Here is a 19,759-nt window from a genome sequence, read left to right as displayed (position 1 = left end):
CTTTTTAAGATAATTATTTTTTTACTTTTAGAATGTTACTTTAAGTCCTAAGGTTCCAGTTGTTGGATTTGGGTACGCTCCTGTATCAATACCAGCACCTGCATCTGGGTTTGCTCTATTACCACTAGATCTTACTGTAGAAGAAACTTCTGGATCATAGCCACTATAATTTGTGATTAATACTAAGTTTGCTGCACTTGCATATAATTGTAGGCTACTAACACCTTTGATAAGACCTTCATTGAAGGTGTAACCTAACCTTAGGTTACTTAACCTTACAAAATCTCCTTTTTCTACCCATCTTGAACTGTTTAAAACATTTGCTGTAAATCTTCTAGGAATATCAGTTTCGTTATCTGGAGTCCAACTATCATATACCGTTGGGGAAAGGTTACTTCTATTTCCTCCATTTCCAGTTATGGTACCTGTAACTTGATTGTAAACTTCGAAGCCTAAAGATCCGTTCCAAAACATATTTAAATCCCAATTCTTATATGTAAAGGTATTATTAAATCCAAAGGTAATTTCTGGTAGACCACTCCCAAGCGTTCTAAATTCCAAATTGTTATTTTCATCTAACCCGAATTTAGCATCACCTGGTTGGTATAACGGACTACCATCACTATCTACAGGTATGTTATCAGTAGTTTTCCAAGTGCCTAGATATTCATATCCACGAAAGCTACCAATAGGCTCACCTATTTTAATGGAATTCAGAAAGATTCCAGCACCTCCAATACCCTGTACGGTACCCTGTATCTCATCTATTTCAGGATCATTAAGTTTTGTTACCTTATTTTTTATTTTTGAAAGATTAAAGGTAGCGTTCCAGCTGAAATTGTCATTTTGTACGATACCTGCTGATAATGAAAAATCGATACCTCTATTATTTACGGAACCAGCATTTATGTATTTATCAAATCTAGTGTTTGGAACGAGTATTCTCAATAGTAGGTCATCAGTGTCTTTATTAAAATAATCTATTGAACCGGAGATACGATTATTTAAGAATCCAAAATCAAGTCCTACATTAGCTTGTGTAGTTGTTTCCCATACTAAGTCAGGATTACCTACCTGAGTGTCTCTATCACCGTTTAATCGCTCTCCTCCGAAATATGCTCCCAAATTACGTACTCTTTGGGGGTCACCAGCACCCACAGCAATATTTTCATTACCCACTTGTCCCCAACCTGTTCGAATCTTTAAAGCGGAAAAGACTTCGCTATCTTGAATGAATGGTTTGTTTGCAAAATTAAAAGCTAGAGCGCCAGATGGAAAATAACCGGTTCTATTACCTTTTGTAAATTTGGAGGATTCATCAATTCTTAATGAACCTGTGAGGTATACAAAATTATCATAATTGTATTGAACACGACCTAAGTACGACTGAATGGATTTAACGTTACCATTATTAAAGAAATTTTCTGCAGTAGTTTCATCGGCTAAATAAAGACTGGTTTGCAGTATATCTGATGCATTATACCCATTTGTAACGCCACGATCTCCTTGTACTTCATATACACCAGTAACATCAAAATTGTTTTTTCCAAATTCTTTGTTCCAATTTAGTATATTACTTACTTGGTAAAAGGTATTATTGAAATTACGGTAGCCGAAGTTGTTAAATCCAGTGGCATCGAAATCACCCTCAACCCGATATGACTCGTCCGACTGATTTTGTGTAGCAATTGATCCGATTAAAGTATAACTAAAATTATCCGAAAAGTTATACTTTGCATTTAAGGTTAAATTTAAACGATCTGTAGTTTCCTCATCATTACTAAGTTCTAATCTTCTTATAGGATTATAGTTATTATTGGCAACCTCTCTAGGTGATCTTAAAATATAATTACCTTCTGAATCACGAACTGGCGCCGTAGGATCCCAAGTTATCGCACGAAGAATACCTGATCCATCTCCTCCACCAAAAGCATCTTGGTTGTTTGTAACTATTTCCCTGCTTAACGTTACATTGGCCGCAAGACTAAATTTGTCGTTAAATTTTTTACTTAAATTTGATCTAAATGAGTATCTGTTATACTTAGAAGTAATCTGCGTTCCTGTTTGGTCTATATAATTTCCAGAAACAAAATAGCGAACTCCATCGTCACTTCCACCACTAACAGAAACCTGCGTGTTGTTTGTTATTCCTGTTTGAAATATCAAATCTTGATACCTTATCGGATTTGCTTCAAAATCAGCTATTTCTGCTGTAGTATAAGGTGCATCTGCGGGATCATTTACCGGGTCGGCAATAAAATCATCATTTTCAAGCTGGGCAAATTGTGCAGAACTTAATGTTTCTAACCTTTTGTTAACTGTAGAGAATGATACAAACTGATCAATACTTATTTTAGCTTTACCAGAACCTTTTTTTGTAGTTACTAAAATTACCCCATTTGATCCTCTTGAACCATAAATTGCGAGAGCAGAGGCATCTTTTAAGACTTCCATTGATTGAATATTATTAGGGTTGATTGTTCTTAAATCTCCACCAAAGACACCATCAACTACAACTAAAGGCTCATTACTACCTGTAATAGAGTTTACCCCTCTAATTCTTACTTTCATACCAGCTCCTGGTTGCCCAGAACCAGCAACAGTAACACCAGCAGCTCTACCTTGTAGTGCATCTTCAACACGAGTTAGAGGTTGGTTTTCAAATGATTTTGCTGTTACTTGCGCAACAGCTCCGGTTACATCACTCTTTTTGGAAGTACCGTAACCAATAACAACAACTTCTTCTAGCTGACTAGCATCTTCTACCAATTGAACATTAATTGTGGTTTGATTGCCAATAGTTATACTTTTTGTGGCATACCCTAAATAGGAAATAACAAGTACATCTGAAGCAGCAGCAGTAATATTGAAATTACCATCAAAATCTGTTTGAGTACCATTGGTTGTTCCTTTAATAACAATGTTTGCTCCAGGAACTGGCTGGTTATTTTCATCAGTGACAACCCCTGATATGGTTTGTTGAGCATACGAATATTGTATTCCCATAAACAAAAGAAAAAGCCCAGAAAGGAAGCATTTTCTTATGAGTTCTTTAATTCGTTTTTTCATAATTCTTTAATTTTAAGTTAAAAATAGGTTGAGTTAATAACATCAAGTCATTTAAAACTAATTGAGAGGTGGAGTAGTACTATTTATCTAGCATATTTTTTAGATAAAAAAAGACATAGGAATCCAGCCTATAGATATAGCTTGTTAATTTTTTAGCTATCTATACCAATTAAGTAATGTACTTGATACTTAAATAAAATGAATTTTTAAAGCTAATTTTTAGGATTCAAAAAATTGTATAGTATAATAGACTCTTATTGGAATCTACTATCTAAATTTATAAAATTAGGAGTAAAATGGTATGGGCTAATTTTAACCTAAGTTGACACTATTCTACCTAAAGTCAATTTTTTTCAACAAATTATAGCTTTTGTGAGAGTTTTTCTCAAGTTTTTGTTGGGTAGTTTTTCATAAGAATTTTTGTTTTGAGTTAATAATAGTTTTGAGTTTTAAATACCATACAATCGATTGTATGTTTGAGTGTCGCAAATTGCGTTTTCGAGTTAAAAGACGCAATTATTTTATAAAAATAATTTAAATATAGGTTATTTTTTTTAAATACGTAAAATTTACGCTTATTATTTATTGATATGATATTTGTGAAGTGTTTGTATTTTATACTTTAAAAACTAGGGTGTATAGGGGAATATAGTAGTTTAAGATCATTTATGATAGTAAATAAATCAAATAACGCTAGGATTTTTTTTTATTTTTTAAACCTTTGAGTATTAGGTAAAATTCATTTTTAAGATGAATTAGATTACTTTTTTAAAGAAAAAATTATGCTAAAAAAAATTACGCTTGCAATTATTATTTCAATACAAATATATTCTTGTAAAGAGTCTAAAGGAGTTAAAATAGAAAAAAATGATGCACTAGAGAAGGAATATGTTGCTAATTGGGAATCTTTATCAAAACATGAAGAAGCCCCGCAATGGTTTCAGGATGCAAAATTGGGTATTTATTTTCATTGGGGAGTATATTCTGTTCCAGCTTTTGGAAGTGAATGGTACCCAAGTAAAATGTATATAAAAGGAACTAAAGAGTATGAATTTCATAAAAAAAAATATGGTTCTCAAGAAGAATTTGGGTATCATGATTTTGTTCCAAAATTTACTGCAGAAAACTTTGATGCAGAAGAATGGGTTGCACTTTTTAAACGTGCAGGCGCAAAATTTGCTGGGCCTGTAGCACAACATCATGATGGTTTTGCTATGTGGGATAGTAAAGTTAACCCATGGAACTCTGTTAAAAAAGGTCCTAAAAGAGATATAACGGGAGAGTTAGCTAGTGCTGTAAGAAATAATGACATGAAATTAATTACAACTTTTCATCATGCTCGCAACTTACAGAGAAATGCAGATACTCCTAAAAATTGGGGAAAGTTTGATAGTCATTTTACATATAATCCAAAATACCATACTTCTTCAACAGACCCTGAGTTGCGTAAATTATATGGTAATATTCCAGCGGATGAGTTTCATAAATATTGGTCGGATCAAATAACAGAGGTAGTAGAGCAATATAAGCCAGATGCTATTTGGTTTGATTCTTGGTTTAATTTTATTCCAGAGGAAAGAGTGCAACAAATGTGTGCAGACTATTTTAATGCTGCTCAGAGAAATAAGCAAGAAGTTTTAATTGGCTATAAGCAATGGGACTTACCTAATGAGGTTGGTGTACAAGATATAGAACAAGGGGGAAGAAGAGATATTACAGAAAGACCTTGGATGACGGATATTACATTGAGTACTAAATCTTGGAGCTATATTCAGGGACAAACATACAAGTCTGCTGGTTTGGTTATGAGGAACCTTATAGATGTTGTTAGTAAAAATGGAGTAGTTTTATTAAATGTATCCCCTAAAGCAGATGGCAGTATTCCTAAGGAGCAAAGAGTTGTTTTACATGAAATGGGAGATTGGTTTTCTAAATACGGAGAAGCAATATATAATACAAAACCATGGGATTTATTTGGTTTTGGGGATGCAGATGCTGGAGAAGGACATTTTGGAGGGCAATCTGCTACTGTAAAGTATACCGCTAGTGATATTAGGTTTACGCAATCTAAAGACGAAAAGAGTTTGTATTTAATTTGTCTAGGAAAACCAGAAGTTGGTAAGAAAATAAATTTAAGATTACTTGCAAAGCATAGATACAGCCCTCATTCTAAAATAAAGAGGATAGTTCTTTTAGGTTCAGAACAAGAAGTTGCATATGATTTAAATGATGAATATTTTGAGTTAACGGTACCTAATGCTAAAATGGATACTATAGCTACAGTGTTTAAGTTTGAACTAGAATAATAGATGAAAAAAAGGAGGCAATTAAGGCCTCCTTTTTTTCTTGGTTTTGGTTATTTGGTTTCATGCATATTTAAAATAATCTTGGCCATTTCTTTTTTAGAGGGTCTTGGCCTTTTTCTAAAAGAGTTAGGTTTTCCTGTAATTCTATCAAACTCATCTGGTGTTCTAAATGCAGGAAGGCTATCATTAGTATTAGTTCTAATTTTTTTCATTTTAACTCTTAAGTTTTCTAGAACCGTTTTGTACTCTGGATTTAAAGCCAAATTGTTTAATTCATAAGGGTCTATGACAGTATTGTAAAGCTCTTCTGTTGCTCTTGGTGTTTTAAAGCAAGCTAATTGGGCTTCATTTAATTCTCCTTTTTCTTTTAAGTTCATCATGCTCTTAAATGTGCCGCTGGTAAAAGCGTCTGCAGAAGGTGTATTGGGTAAATCTGGATAAAAATTCTTTATGTATTTATATTCTTTGGTTCTAATAGCTCTAGTGTAATCTTCATAATCATGCCAATGGTCTTCTGCATAAATATTATCTCTAATATTTTCCTCAGGATTAGTAAGGAGTATGGAAAAGTCTTTGCCTTTAAAATTTTGCCTTGCTTCTAAGTCAGCTAGTTTTAAAAAGGTTGGAGCAATATCAATGGAACTAACCAGATTTTTACAAACAGAGTTTGGTTTTATTTTTTTAGGCCATTTTACAATCCATGGGGTTTTTATACCGCCATCATATAACGTAGTTTTATCTCTAGGGAATGGTCTTCCATTATCACTAATAAATAAAATTAAAGTATTCTCAGTAAGGTTTTGCTTTTCTAATTGTGTAACTACTTTGCCAACATAATTGTCTAGTCTTGTAATTTCATTATAGTAATACACAAAATCTTTACGAGCTTCTTTAGTATCCGGAAAATATGGAGGTAAAATAACATCATGTAATTCATGAGGATTACTAATTATACTATCTGTGTATGGTCTATGTGGATCTACGGCTGCTAACCATAAGAAGAAAGGTTGGTTTTTTGGTGTTTCTTTTATTAGGGGGACCCAATTTTCGCAACCGCTACCATCTCCTTTTTGAACTGCTTTTTTACCATCAGGAGCAAGCTGAAATCCAGAAGTACCAACATCATACACTTTATTAAACCTATCTTTTATGGCATCTCCTAAGTGCCATTTTCCTGCTTGAGCTGTCCAATATCCAGATGCTTTTAAATGTTCTACAAAAGTTTCCTTATCGGGTGTTAATGGCCAATGTAGTTGTTCTGCATTTGTGTTATGGGGGTATAAACCAGTAATAATACTTGTTCTACTTGGGCTACAAGAGCTAGCTGTTAAAAAAGCTTGGTCAAACCGCATGCCTTCTTCTGCAAGTTTGTCTATGTTTGGCGTTTTTATTTTAGGATGCCCATAAGCGCCACTATCATCCCAAGCCATATCATCTGCAAGGATTAAAATGATATTAGGAGGGGTGTTTTTCTCAATTGCCTTTTTGCTTTTAGAATTACAACTTGTAACTAAAATACTTAATAGAAAAGTATATAGTATTATGTTTTTATTTTGCATAAGGTCTTAGGTTAACTCTTAAAAGGTAATCATCGCAGGTAATGAACAAAAACCTACCATCATCTGTAAATTCACAATTTCCGGTATTTTTATCAGTACGTATAGTTCCTAAATGTTTTCCAGAAGGAGAGATAATAAGTACACCTCCAGGGCCAGCTAAAAATAGATTTCCGTTTTTGTCTATTTTTATACCATCAGGCGATTGTTTGTCAATACTTTTTTCTCTAAGTTTAGTTGCATCAAAAAATATTCTTTTGTTTTTTACTTTCCCATCTTTTATTATATCATAAGCCCATATAGAAGGTTTAGTTTTGTGAGAATCCGCAACGTAAAGTGTTTTATTGTCATGTGATACTGCAATACCGTTTGGAGCCTGTATTGTTTTATCTAATAGCGTTAATTTTCCGCCTTTACTTAAGAAATATACGCCATTAAACCCAATAGCACTTTTCTTTTTTCCTAAACCAAAAGATGGATCTGTAAAATATAGGTTTCCATTATAGTCATAAACTAAATCGTTTGGAGAATTAAAAGCATTTCCTTTATAATTTGTTGTAATGGATTCAAAAACAGGATTTAAAGAATCTTTTAAGCTTACCAATTTACTAATTCTTCTATCCCCAACTTGGCATATTATTAAATTACCATCTGAATCTAATGTTAAGCCGTTAGAGCCTTTAGTTATTTTTTTATTATCTCCAGTATATCCTGAAGGTGACATGTATAGACTTAATCCATCTATATCATTCCATTGATACATTTTATTTTCTGGCACATCAGAGAATAGTAGTTTTTGCCCTTTAGGCTGCCATACAGGACCTTCAGACCAATTAAAGCCTTCTGCAACTAAATCTATTCTTGCATGTTTAGATATTATAGTATCTAAAGAAGGGTCTAGTCTTTCTATAAACCCAAAAGATGGATATTTTTTTAAGGAATCTATTATCTTTTTAAAACGTTTTTTTATTTTAAAAACTTCTTTATCATTTTTAGATAGTATAAGTGTGTCTTTTTCTGAGGAATCATTTTCTATATCATAAAATCTTCCATCTCCATATAGTTTGTATTTTTTATTTAGTACAAATTCTGCTGGATGAAAATGGTCTTTGCCTACACCTGGTTTTGGGTTGTAGCTTATGTATACCCAATCTCTACGTTTTATTGGCTGTCCTTTCATTATAGGTAGTAAACTTTCTCCATCAGTTTTAAAATTATTTGGTATAGGGGTACCGCTAACTTCTAGTAATGTTGGTAAAAAATCTATAGCATCTACAAATTCGTTGGAGACCATTCCTTCTTTAATTACACTTGGCCAGTTGGCAATGCAAGGTACTTTTATGCCATTTTCTGTGGTTAAACCTTTGCCGCCTTGTATAATTTTATCCCCAATTTTAGAGGTTATTTTTTGGTGTGTTCCGTTATCAGAATAAATTAGAATTAATGTTTCATCACGAATTCCTTTTTCTTCAAGATTTTTTATAATTTTCCCTATAATTTTATCAGAATAAGCAACCATATCTTTAAAATAAATAGGGTCATCATCTAATCTTCTTTCTTCGTTTTTCCATATGTCACTATCTGGGGTAGGGGAAAAAGGGTCATGTGTAAGTGCCATAGGGTAATACACAAAAAATGGTTTGTCTTTCTGTTTGTTTACAAATTCATTTAAATAGTCAGAAAAAATATCTGGACCATATTTTCCTTTTGTATTTTCTAAATAAGCTCCATTTTGATATATAGTAGGGTTTGCAAAACGAGAACCTTTATCTTCTGTATGAAATGCATGGAACATGCTATACTCATCAAATCCTGCATCTTCTACCTTCATTCCCGTGCCTCTTCGGTACTCTGCTCCAGGGTAATCTTCAGGATCATAACTTTGTAATTGCCATTTACCAACCATGCAGGTAGCATAACCAGCTTCTTGCATTAGGTGGCCAAAAGTTTTTTGCTTCTTATTTAAAATTCCAAAAGCTTCCCAGTTTCTAAAGTTGTATTTGCCAGTCATTATTTTTATACGCGATGGTGTACAAAGGGGTTGCGCATATGCCTGGTTAAATTGTATACCTGTAGCAGCAAGTTTATCAAAATTTGGTGTGTTGTACGATGTGCCTCCGTATGTTCCTATGGCTTCGGAGCCTAAATCATCTAACATAATTAAGATAATGTTAGGCTTTGTATTTTCTTTTTGTGCAGTTAATTTTGTGGTGCAACTTATTAAAAATAAACCAAAAAGTATTGCAAAAGTTGAGGTGTAGAATATAATATTTCTTTTCATTTTAATTTTTTATTTTACTGGTAAGATTACCATTCTGAGAAATTACCATCTTTGTTACGCCAAATAGGATTAGACCAATTATGGCCTATTTTATTACCTTCTCTGAGCTTTTCTTCATTAATACTTACTCCTAATCCAGGTTTTTCTAATAGTTTAATATATCCATCTTCTAAATTAAAAATCTCAGGATTTTCCATATAATCTAGAAGGTCACAACCTTGGTTGTAATGAATGCCTAAACTACTTTCTTGAATAATAGCGTTGGCAGATACAAAGTCTACTTGTAATGCAGATGCTAAAGAAATAGGTCCTAATGGGCAGTGTGGAGCAAGAGTAATATCATAAGCTTCTGCCATTGCAGCAATACGTCTTACCTCAGAAATACCACCAGCATGGCTTAAGTCTGGCTGAATTATATCTACAACACCTTGGTGTAAAATATCTTTAAAATCCCATCGAGAAAACATGCGCTCTCCAGTTGCAATAGGGATGTTGGTATAAGAATATATATGTTTTAAGGCGTCATTGTTTTCGCTTAAAACAGGCTCTTCTATAAACATAGGTTCGTATGGTTCTAACTCAGAAATTAGTTTTTTTACCATAGGCTTATGCACTCTACCATGAAAATCTAAACCTATATCTAAATCATACCCAAATTCTTCTCTTAATAATTTAATGTTATTGGCAACTGTTTTTATGTCTTTTAATGAGGATACCCATTCCATGCCGCCAGTGGCATTCATTTTAACAGCTTTATACCCAGCATTTACTTTTTCTTGTGCTTGTTCTAAGATAACATCAGGATTGTCCCCCCCAATCCAACAATACATTTTCATTTTATTACGAACAGCACCTCCTAATAACTGATGAACAGGAACATTTAAGTGTTTTCCTTTAATGTCCCATAAAGCTTGATCTATACCAGATATGGCACTCATTAAAATAGGACCACCTCTATAAAAACCACCTCTATAAAGTATTTGCCATATATCTTCTATTGCACTTGCATCTTTGCCAATTATATATTGTTCTAGTTCTTTAATGCAAGCAGCTACAGTGTCTGCTTTGCCTTCTACAACCGGTTCTCCCCAGCCTATAATACCACATTTGGTGGTTATTTTTAGGAATAACCATCTAGGAGGAACTTTAAAGAGTTCTATTTTTTCAATATTTAGGTCTTTCATTTTTTCAGTTCTTGTGATTTAATATAATTAGCATGGGTAGTTGCTAAATGGTTTTTCATAGATTTTGATGCTAAATCTCCATCTTGATCTATAATGGCATTTAAGATGTTAGTATGATGAATTATCATTTTTTCTTTTTCTTTAAGTAAATCTCCATCTGTAGGTTTTGCAAAAACACTTTCTTTAAATTTTGGCATAAGATTAAAGATGGGACTAAGTAAAAGCTCTAAAATATTATTCTGTGGTATGGATACAAGTATTTTGTGGAATGCATTATCTAACTCTGCCTCTGTTTTAGAATCTAATAAATCACATTTTTTTATGTCTTCAAGATTCTTTTGAAGTAATGTAATATGTTTTTTAGTTCTATATTTTGCAGCTTCAGAAGCTATAATAGGCTCTATTAATTGTCTAGTTTTAATAGTTTGTAAGATTAAATCTTTGTTAGAAGAAAGTTCAAAAAACATATTTAAACTTTCAGAAACATTTTGAATACTAACTTCAGAAACATATGCGCCACTTCCTTTTTTTACAACAATAATACCGCGAGCAGCCATGGTTTTTATAGCTTCTCTTACTGCAGTTCTACTAACTTTAAATATTTCGCAAAGTTCTTTTTCTGTTGGTATTTTTTGGCCCGGTAGGTATTGTCCCTTACGTATAGCAACAGTAATCTCCTCTTCAATTTGTTGTGATAATGACTTTGAATTTCCTATTGGTGAAAACATTTTTTTTGTTATTAAAATATAAATTTATAAGACATCATACAAATTTATGTAATAATGTATCTTTTTTTTAATATTTGGTTAAAAAATTAATTATGTTTTAATAAGAGTAACTTTTCATTGTTTTTGGCAACTAAAAAAGCTTTCTCCTGATTATGTAATTTAATTTTAGATAAGTCTCTAATATCACCATCTAAAAACAAATTACTTTCTGTAGGATTTACAATGGTATAGCCATTTGCATTTCCTATAAGAATTAATCCTATACTAGCATCATTACGGGGGGTTTCCACTTCGGATTGATATAAATTACCAGCCAATAGAACATCGGGGTATTTATCTCCGTTATAGTCAAAAATATGAAATTTATTTATAGAAGAAGTTTGTGCTCTATTTGGAAGTTTATGAGTTTTATAAGTGCCGTCTCCTAAATTTTCTATCCATTGGTGCGCAAAGGTCTGGGCTTGATAGTGTAAAGAGGAGTTTAGCATTTTTTCTCCATAAATATCATTTAAATCTGCATTCGCAAAAGATTCAAAAGTTTCGAATCTTTTTTTAATAGCAGGAACCTGTTGTGAAGAGCATTCTCTACCGCGTAAAGGAAGTTGTGTGCCGTATTTTTTATAACTTAAAACAATATCCATACTACCATTTTCATCAAAATCATTGGCAAATACTTCAAAAGGAGCTTTTTTGCTAGCCTTATACTTGTAATTTAATCCTAAGTTGCCAGCTAAATAATCCATATCGCCATCGGCATCAATATCTACCTTTTGTAAGCTATACCACCAACCTTTTTGGTTAGAAAATCCTAATTGATTGCTTACTTCGCTAAAAGTTTCTCCATTGTTTTTAAAGAACCTAATTGGCATCCACTCTCCAGTTACTATTAAATCAATTTTAGTATCGTTATTAAAATCGTCCCAAATGGCAGAAGTAATCATTCCTGCTTCAGAAAGCTCGGGAGCTACTTTGTTAGTTACATTAGTGTACTTTATGTCTAAATCTTTTCCTCCATCATTTCTTAAAATATAACTTTCTGCAGGGAATGGATATTTTCCAGGCGTAATTCTTCCTCCAATAAATAAATCTAAATCTCCATCATTATCATAATCTGCACTAATAACTTCTTGTCCGCTAGCTGTAATTTCGGGTAGTGTTTTAGTACTTTTTATAAAACCAGAAGGAGTGTTTATATAAAGCCTATCTTGATAGTAACTTTGTTTGGTATTGTTATGGTTACCGCCATTTACAACATATAAATCTAAATCTTTATCATTATCGGCATCAAAAAGTAAAACACCAGTATCTTCATATTGTGAGTCTTGTTCCCAAGGACCAGTTTCTAATGTAAATTCTCCATTTTTATTTTGAATATACATAGCACCAGAACTCCCCTTGGCATTCCCAATAAAAAAATCTTCTAATCCGTCTAAATTTACATCTCCTACTGCAATTTTTGCACCAAGTTGTGAATATCTATGTGGTAATAAAGGTTCCGTTTTAAAATCATTATACACGTCTTCCGTATGGTTAAATAACGGGGTTATTTTGGAAGATATATTTACAAAATCATGATTCTCTTTTATGGATGTTTCTTCCCGAACATGTAGAGAGTCATATTTTATTTTAAGAAGCTGATTGGGGTTTACATTTTTAACAACTTGTATTTTTCCATTGGGCCAAATAACTTTGATTTTGTTTTTTTCTTTGGACTCCCCTAATCCAAAATGTAGTATAGGTTCTACACTAGATTGATATCCTCTTGTTAGAGTTAATTCTTGACTTTGTTTTGTTCTACTTTCATTAATAATGACTTTTGCACCTAAAGCAAATGGATTATTTTTTGTTCCCTGTAGTTGTATTCTTAAATAATTACTAGTACTACTATTTTTATTTTCATAGATAGATGCTGGGGTATCTAAATTATTTATAATTAAATCTAAATCACCATCTAAATCTAAATCTGCATATGCAAAACCATTAGAAAATCCTGGTGTATCTAATCCCCATTCTTTACTTACGTTAGAGAAAGAAAGATTTTTATTATTAGCAAAAGCAAAGTTGCCAATAGGAGTACTAGGCATTAATCTAAAGTCTTTGTTCTTGTTTTCTCCAAAGAAGTTTTCAGACTTGTATTTTACGTTTACATCGTTATTATTTACATCTCTTTTTACACCGTTAGATATAAAAACATCTTTCCATCCATCATTATCAAAATCTGCGAATAAGGCTCCCCAGCTCCAGTCTGTGTTAGACATGTTAGAAAATCTAGAAAGCTCACTGAAAATAGGAGTGTTATTGCTAGAAATGCCGTTGTTTAATTGCAAAGAATTTTGCATGTATTGGTGATTAAAACCCAAAGCAACTGACTCATAAAATGTTTCAGGACTCATACTAGCCATATTGGTTTTAGAGCGCTTATAATCTGAAGGCGTCATATCTACTTGAAGTATGTCTGCTAGAGCGTCATTGTTAAAATCATTTACATCTAAGCCCATCCCAAACATGGAGGTATGCTTTGCTGCTTTTTTTGAAATTTCGGTAAAAGTACCATCGCCATTGTTTTGGTATAAATAGTCTGGCACATTAAAATCATTACTTAAATATAAATCCTTATGACCATCATTATTAAAGTCTGATGCAACTATACCTAGTGTTAATCCGAAATTTTGTAATCCAGATTTTTCAGTAACATCGGAGAAGGTTCCGTCTCCGTTATTTTTATATAAATGCCCAGAATCCTTATGAGCATTAAGATCCATTTTGTTTTTGTAATATTGATTACCCATGCTAACTAAAACGTTAGGGTAATTAGCAACAAACAGATCTAAAAGACCGTCATTATCATAATCAAAGAAAGTAGATTGTATAGAAATACTTTCATCGGCAATACCGTATTCGGCTGCTTTTTCTGTAAAAGTATTGTCCCCGTTATTAATAAACAGTTGGTTTGCTGTGGTGTTAAACTTACCAGAAACGCTTAAATAAATATCTAAAAAACCATCATTATTTACATCGGCCATTGTGGTTCCAGAATACCATCTATTATCTCCCGTAATACCAGCTTTTTCTGTAATGTCTTCAAACTGTAAATTTCCTTTATTAAGATATAATTTATTTGGGGTAAGGTTACCTGTAAAGTAAATATCGGATAATCCGTCATTATTAATATCTCCAACAGATACTCCAGCTCCGAGGTATAAATATGGAAAAGAGAAGTAGTTTAAAGTATCATTCTCTATTATATTATTAGAAAAATTTACACCAGATTTAGTATTGTCTAGCGCTATAAATTTCTTATCTATAGTGCTTTCTTTAGTGCAAGAAAAAACTATAAATAAAATAATAAAAGGTGTAATTATCTTTTTCATAGTTAAATATAAATATAATTAAAAAGGAACCGCTATAAAACGGTTCCCTTTAAAATTACTAACTCTCGATTATTAGTAACCTGGATTTTGCTTAAACCCTTCGTCATTATTGTTACCATCTAATTCTGAAAGAGGAATAGCTAAATATTCTCTTCCTGGTTTGTAAGAACTAGTTCCGCCGCTTTCAGATTTTAAATCTGGGTTATCAACAATTCTAGATTTTACTCTATCCCATCTTAAAAGATCAAAGTAACGTGTTCTTTCAAAAGTTAATTCTTTTACACGTTCATCTTCAATGTCTTGCATTGTAACTGTTGTAAATTCTGGCATGTCTACTCTTCTTCTTACTTCGTTTACAGCGTCTACTGCTTCTTGCGTAGAGTTGCCACCATTAGCCATTACGTCAGCTTCAGCAAACATTAAAAGAATATCTGCATATCTTAATATTCTTAAGTTGTTTCCAGAGCTATGCCATCCGCCATCTCTAGACTCTTCTTTACCATTAAATTCCCAATCGGCATATTTATTACCAAATATGTTTGTACCAGCAGCATCAAAGGCATCTGCATACGATGTGTTAAGGTAAGTTCTAGAAGCTAATGTTTTTCCTTCGTACTCTGTAGTTTCATTTGTATTCCAGAAAAAGGTTGTGTAGGTTCTAGGATCAATTTCTCCGTTAATAGTTTGCTCATCTAAAAATAAATCTAATGCCCACTGATTAACTCTCATAGTGTTTTGGTTTGTATAACCTACAGGAGCTAAATCTGCTTGGAAAGCAGAACCAGAACCACTATTTGCATTATCTGCTCCCCAACCTTGTTGACCATCAGAAATAAGTTGAATTTCAAAAAGAGATTCTTTGTTATTTTCAAATTCTTCAGAAAAGTTAGCAGCATAATCATCCATTAACTCAAAGCTACCGTCCATAATTTTTGCGAACTCCGTTTTAGCAGGGCCGTATTTACCTTGGTATAAGTAAACTTTACCTAATAAACCAGTAGCAGCCTTAGCTCTTGCTCTACCTGTTTGGCTTGCTGACCACGAGTCTGGAAGCATTGTTTGTGCTTTCTTTAAATCTTCTTCAATTAATGTCCAAACATCTGCCGGAGGTGCTTGTGGTATTAAATCTGGAGCCTCCATTTGATCAAAAGGAACTGTAATTAGAGGTACATTTAAAAAATTATTTAAAAGATTAAAATAGTTAAATGCTCTAATAAAATATGCTTCTCCAAGAATATTTTCTTTTTCAGTTGCATCCATTTCTATATTTGGAACGTTAAAAAGAACATCATTAGCTCTAGAAACACCTCTAAATTGTGCTTCCCACATCCATTTTGGTGCATTACGATCTGCGGTAGCATTAAATGCTCCTGCAGCAGTTCTGTCAGAAGAATTAAAACCATTCACAACATCATCTCTATAATCCGATAAGAAAATTTCAAATCTAGAATAATAAGTTATGGCTATAAAAGGGCTGTATGCTCCTAGAATACCTTTATTTGCATCTTCTGCTGTACCCCAAAATGATGTAGGTACAAGAATGTTTGGATTGTCCTGATTTAATGCATCATCGGAACAATTTAGGTTAAGGGCTAATAATGCAAACATTGCAAGTATTCCCTTTATTGTGATTTTATTTTTTTTCATTTTTCTCATTTTTTTATTAAAAAGAAACTTGTAAACCTAATTGATACGTTCTTGGAGTAGGATAGTTTCCTTCATCAACTCCATTGTTAAATTGGCTAGTACCACCTCTACTGTTTCTACCAACTTCTGGATAGTAACCAGAATAATCGCTAATAGTAAATAAGTTTGTTGCAGAAACGTATAATCTTACTTTAGGGATTCTTATTTTTTCTAATACATTATCAGGAAGTGTATATCCTATTTGTGCATTTCTTAAACGAAAATATGCTCCACTTTCTAAATAAAAGTCAGACATTCTACGGTTAAACCCAGGGTCAACTTGTGTATTTCTAGGAACACTAGTGTTCGTATTAGTTGGTGTCCATGCATTTGCAGCATCTGCTAAATAGTTACCATTAAAATCAAAATATCCTCTATATATAGTAGAATTAAGAATTTTATTACCCGCGACACCATTAAAAAATAAACTTAAATCTAAACCTTTATAGTCTGCCGTTAGGTTAAATCCGTACTCAAAATTAGGAATCGATGAGCCAAGGTATCTTCTATCATCAGGATCTACGCCGTCTCCGTTAAAATCTTTAAACTTCAGGTCACCAGCTCTAGGGTTACCTTCTTGGTCATTAGCAGCGGTAGCTTCTGCATCTGTTTGGTAAATACCGTCTGTTACATAACCATAAAAAGAACCAATGGGCTGTCCAATATCAGTTCTTGTACCTCGTAAACCATTAGAAGTAAAACCACCACCAACTATAGGGGCTTGCCCTCCTAAAGAAGTTACTACATTGTCTAAGGTAGAAAAGTTAGCTGTTACGTTAAAGTTTAAATCTCCTATTTGATCCGCATAGGTTGCTAAGAATTCAAAACCTTTATTTTCTATATTTCCTCTATTAAAAGGGATTGTATTTGCAAATCCAGAATAAAGTGGTAATTGAATGTCTACTAAAATGTCTTCGGATTTTTTTATAAAATAATCCATAGTTACATTTAACTTATTATTTAGAGTAGTAAATTCTAAACCAATATTAGTAGTTTTAGTAGTCTCCCAAAAAATATTCCTATTTACACCTCTTGTTACCGCATAACCAGATTGTCTGGTTTGTGTGTCCCCTAAAATATATGTGCTAAAAAGGTTTATAGAAGGATCTATAGCATAAGGATTTACATTATTAGATCCTATTTCTCCATAACCTGCTCTTAGTTTAATGTTAGATACAGCATCAAAATCTTCTAAAAATGGTTCGTTACTAATATTCCAACCTATTGCCATAGAAGGGAAAGTACCCCATCTTAAATCTTCTTTAAACAAAGAAGAACCATCACGACGTAAACTTGCCGTTAATAAATACCTATCATCAAATGTATAATTTAATCTACCAAAATAAGATTGAATAGTAGAAGTAATATCTTGTGAAGGAGCACTTTGTAAATTTTCAGAACTAAATGCACCGGCTACACTAATATTATTAATTGCATTAAGAGCAACAATACCTAAAGATCTAGAATTATTTTTTTGATCTGTAAAACCAGCTAATACATCTACATTATGTTTATTAAAAGATTTCTTGTAGTTAAGAGTGTGTTCTACTAAAGTATTTAAACGGTTTGTATTTGTTTCTCTTAATTCTGATGTTGCTTTATTAGAGCCATTGTAAATTACTTGTTCATCTGGACTAAAAGTATAGTTATTTCTTGAAGAGGATTCCATACCTAAGTTTAACTTATATGTTAATCCATCAAATAATTCATAAGAACCAGATACATTACCAATAACAGTATTTAACGTATTAGTTCTATCCTCTAAAGCTGCTATAGCTAATTCATTTGCTATTGTACCAGGGCCATAAAAAGCACCATAGGCAGTTGTAATACCTCTGTCTGCTCTATCATCTGCACTCCATTCTCCAGCATCATTTCTTAGTCTAATAGTTGGTAATAAGTTTCTTTCTTTATTAAAGTATGGGTTTGGGTTATCTACTGTTCTTGTTAACCCAATTGTACTTTGTAAATTAAACTTTCCTTTATCTAATCCAAAATTAGCTCTTACGGTAGTTCTTTTAAAATCTGAATACTTAATAACACCATCTTGGTCAAATTGATTTAAAGAAAGACTATAAACACTATTTTCACCACCTCCAGAAACTCTAAGGTTTGTATTACTTATAGATGCAGTTCTAAATGAATCATCGTATAAATTACTGCTATAGTTTGGGTCAAATTCTGTATCATTTGCTGGGTATCTTGGAACACCATCTGCATCATTTGCTCTATTAACTATTGCAGCGTATTGTGTAGCATCTGCCCAGTCTATTTGGTTAATAGCTTTTTGGTATCCGTAACTAGTATCTAAATCAATACTAACTTTTCCTTTTTTTCCTTTTTTGGTAGTTATTATTACTACACCATTAGCTGCTCTAGAACCATATATTGCAGTTGCCGAAGCATCTTTTAATACAGAAACACTAGCAATGTCACCAGGGTTAACAGTATTCATGCTACCAGTAATCATCCCATCAATTACATATAACGGGCCATTGTTACTAAATGTTCCAGTACCCCTAATAGTAATTACAGAACCAGCTCCTGGAGCACCACCTTGTGCTTGTACATTTACACCGGCCATTCTACCTTGTAATGCTTGCGAAGCATCATTATAAGTATATTTTTCAATATCCTTAGAACCTACTGTAGCCACTGCACCGGTTAAATCTGATTTCTTTTGAGAACCATAACCAATAACAACAACCTCATCTAATTGGCTAGCATCTTCTGCAAGAGTTACTGTAATACTAGATTGGTTGTTAATTGCAATTTCTTGGGTTACAAAACCTATGTAACTTACTGATATTGTTCCATTACTAGGAGCGTTAAGGGTAAAATTACCATCAAAATCTGTTTGTGTTCCGTTGGTAGTACCTTTTACAAGAACATTAGCACCTGGTAATGGTTGCCCTGTGTTGTCTTTTACTACACCACTTAAAGTGGCATCTTGTGCAAGACCCAGTGAAGAGCCTGCAATCCAAAACAACGCAAGTAGAAAAGTGCGCGGTTGGCATTTCTTTTTAATAAACTTTACTAATTTCATAAGCATTTCGAGTTTAAGTTAGTTAAACAATTTGTATGTTGTATGACAAATATATTTTTGATATTATTGGTTTTGGGAAACAGATATTTAAAAATGGATAACATATGGTTTCTGAGGGAATTTTTTTGAAAAACAAATATTTATGAAGAATTCTTAATTTTACATCGTATTTATTGTGATAATAAGGGTTTTTAGGGTGTATATTATGTATTTATAATTTAAAAAATGATGAAAACAAATGGTTTTTGGTTAAAAAAGTGAAGGTTTTATTTCTAAGGAATAGGTTTTTAATAAAAAATTAATTTCAATTTGAAAGGTGTTTTTTATTCCTTTTTAGCCCATTCTAACGTACATATACTCAGACCATAGGCCATACTATACTTGAAATATATCATGGTCCTTCTTCGTTCTGAAAAAATTCAATGGCATGAGCATTTAAAATGGTTGTTTCTTTACTAGATTGTATAAAAAAAAAATCAGAGCATTGAGTATTTTAATACTCAATGCTCTGATTTTTTAAATCAAGGATTAA

Annotated in this window: 9 protein-coding genes; 1 reads left to right on the top strand and 8 read right to left on the bottom strand. The window is 32.6% G+C overall.

Features of this window, described 5'->3' with window-relative positions:
• Positions 1 to 27: 27 nt before the first annotated feature.
• Positions 28 to 3,069, bottom strand: coding sequence for a TonB-dependent receptor (locus tag Q0820_RS02060; RefSeq protein ID WP_298484632.1), 3,042 nt, complete (start codon positions 3,067 to 3,069; stop codon positions 28 to 30).
• 782 nt (positions 3,070 to 3,851) lie between these two features.
• Here Q0820_RS02060 and Q0820_RS02055 point away from each other — a divergent pair.
• Entirely contained in the window at positions 3,852 to 5,375 is a 1,524-nt protein-coding gene (locus Q0820_RS02055) for an alpha-L-fucosidase (RefSeq protein ID WP_298484631.1), read from the top strand.
• Between the two features lie 50 nt (positions 5,376 to 5,425).
• Here the strand turns inward: Q0820_RS02055 and Q0820_RS02050 are convergent, their stop codons facing one another.
• The 7 genes from Q0820_RS02050 to Q0820_RS02020 all read right to left on the bottom strand — a co-directional run bounded on the left by Q0820_RS02050 (position 5,426) and on the right by Q0820_RS02020 (position 19,227).
• A complete protein-coding gene (locus tag Q0820_RS02050; protein WP_298484629.1) occupies positions 5,426 to 6,934 on the bottom strand; it encodes a sulfatase in 1,509 nt (502 codons plus the stop codon).
• Positions 6,924 to 9,212 (bottom strand): sulfatase-like hydrolase/transferase, encoded by a 2,289-nt coding sequence (locus Q0820_RS02045; protein WP_298484627.1) that lies wholly within the window; start codon positions 9,210 to 9,212, stop codon positions 6,924 to 6,926. Before Q0820_RS02045 ends, Q0820_RS02050 begins: the two co-directional genes overlap by 11 nt.
• Before the next feature lie 26 nt (positions 9,213 to 9,238).
• Entirely contained in the window at positions 9,239 to 10,396 is a 1,158-nt protein-coding gene (gene dgoD / locus Q0820_RS02040; RefSeq protein ID WP_298484625.1) for a galactonate dehydratase, read from the bottom strand.
• Entirely contained in the window at positions 10,393 to 11,124 is a 732-nt protein-coding gene (locus Q0820_RS02035) for a FadR/GntR family transcriptional regulator (protein WP_298484623.1), read from the bottom strand. The genes dgoD and Q0820_RS02035 overlap by 4 nt, the downstream gene beginning before the upstream one ends.
• An 86-nt stretch (positions 11,125 to 11,210) precedes the next feature.
• The gene (locus tag Q0820_RS02030) at positions 11,211 to 14,495 is read right to left on the bottom strand and encodes a VCBS repeat-containing protein (protein WP_298484621.1); all 3,285 of its coding nucleotides are present in this window, start codon (positions 14,493 to 14,495) and stop codon (positions 11,211 to 11,213) included.
• 72 nt (positions 14,496 to 14,567) lie between these two features.
• Positions 14,568 to 16,142, bottom strand: coding sequence for a RagB/SusD family nutrient uptake outer membrane protein (locus Q0820_RS02025; protein WP_298484620.1), 1,575 nt, complete (start codon positions 16,140 to 16,142; stop codon positions 14,568 to 14,570).
• Positions 16,143 to 16,158: 16 nt separating this feature from the next.
• Positions 16,159 to 19,227 (bottom strand): TonB-dependent receptor, encoded by a 3,069-nt coding sequence (locus Q0820_RS02020; RefSeq protein WP_298484619.1) that lies wholly within the window; start codon positions 19,225 to 19,227, stop codon positions 16,159 to 16,161.
• Positions 19,228 to 19,759: the final 532 nt, after the last annotated feature.

It is taken from the genome of uncultured Maribacter sp. (assembly GCF_947495965.1).
Classification (GTDB): domain Bacteria; phylum Bacteroidota; class Bacteroidia; order Flavobacteriales; family Flavobacteriaceae; genus Maribacter_B.
Note: the sequence above shows the minus strand (reverse complement) of the source record. Positions and strands in the feature narration are given on the sequence as shown.

Bases quoted from the DNA above. Each gene is read 5' to 3' on its own strand.
- Q0820_RS02060 (WP_298484632.1), bottom strand. From the start codon at position 3,069: ATGAAAAAACGAATTAAAGAACTCATAAGAAAATGCTTCCTTTCTGGG.
- Q0820_RS02055 (WP_298484631.1), top strand. From the start codon at position 3,852: ATGCTAAAAAAAATTACGCTTGCAATTATTATTTCAATACAAATATAT.
- Q0820_RS02050 (WP_298484629.1), bottom strand. From the start codon at position 6,934: ATGCAAAATAAAAACATAATACTATATACTTTTCTATTAAGTATTTTA.
- Q0820_RS02045 (WP_298484627.1), bottom strand. From the start codon at position 9,212: ATGAAAAGAAATATTATATTCTACACCTCAACTTTTGCAATACTTTTT.
- dgoD (WP_298484625.1), bottom strand. From the start codon at position 10,396: ATGAAAGACCTAAATATTGAAAAAATAGAACTCTTTAAAGTTCCTCCT.
- Q0820_RS02035 (WP_298484623.1), bottom strand. From the start codon at position 11,124: ATGTTTTCACCAATAGGAAATTCAAAGTCATTATCACAACAAATTGAA.
- Q0820_RS02030 (WP_298484621.1), bottom strand. From the start codon at position 14,495: ATGAAAAAGATAATTACACCTTTTATTATTTTATTTATAGTTTTTTCT.
- Q0820_RS02025 (WP_298484620.1), bottom strand. From the start codon at position 16,142: ATGAAAAAAAATAAAATCACAATAAAGGGAATACTTGCAATGTTTGCA.
- Q0820_RS02020 (WP_298484619.1), bottom strand. From the start codon at position 19,227: ATGAAATTAGTAAAGTTTATTAAAAAGAAATGCCAACCGCGCACTTTT.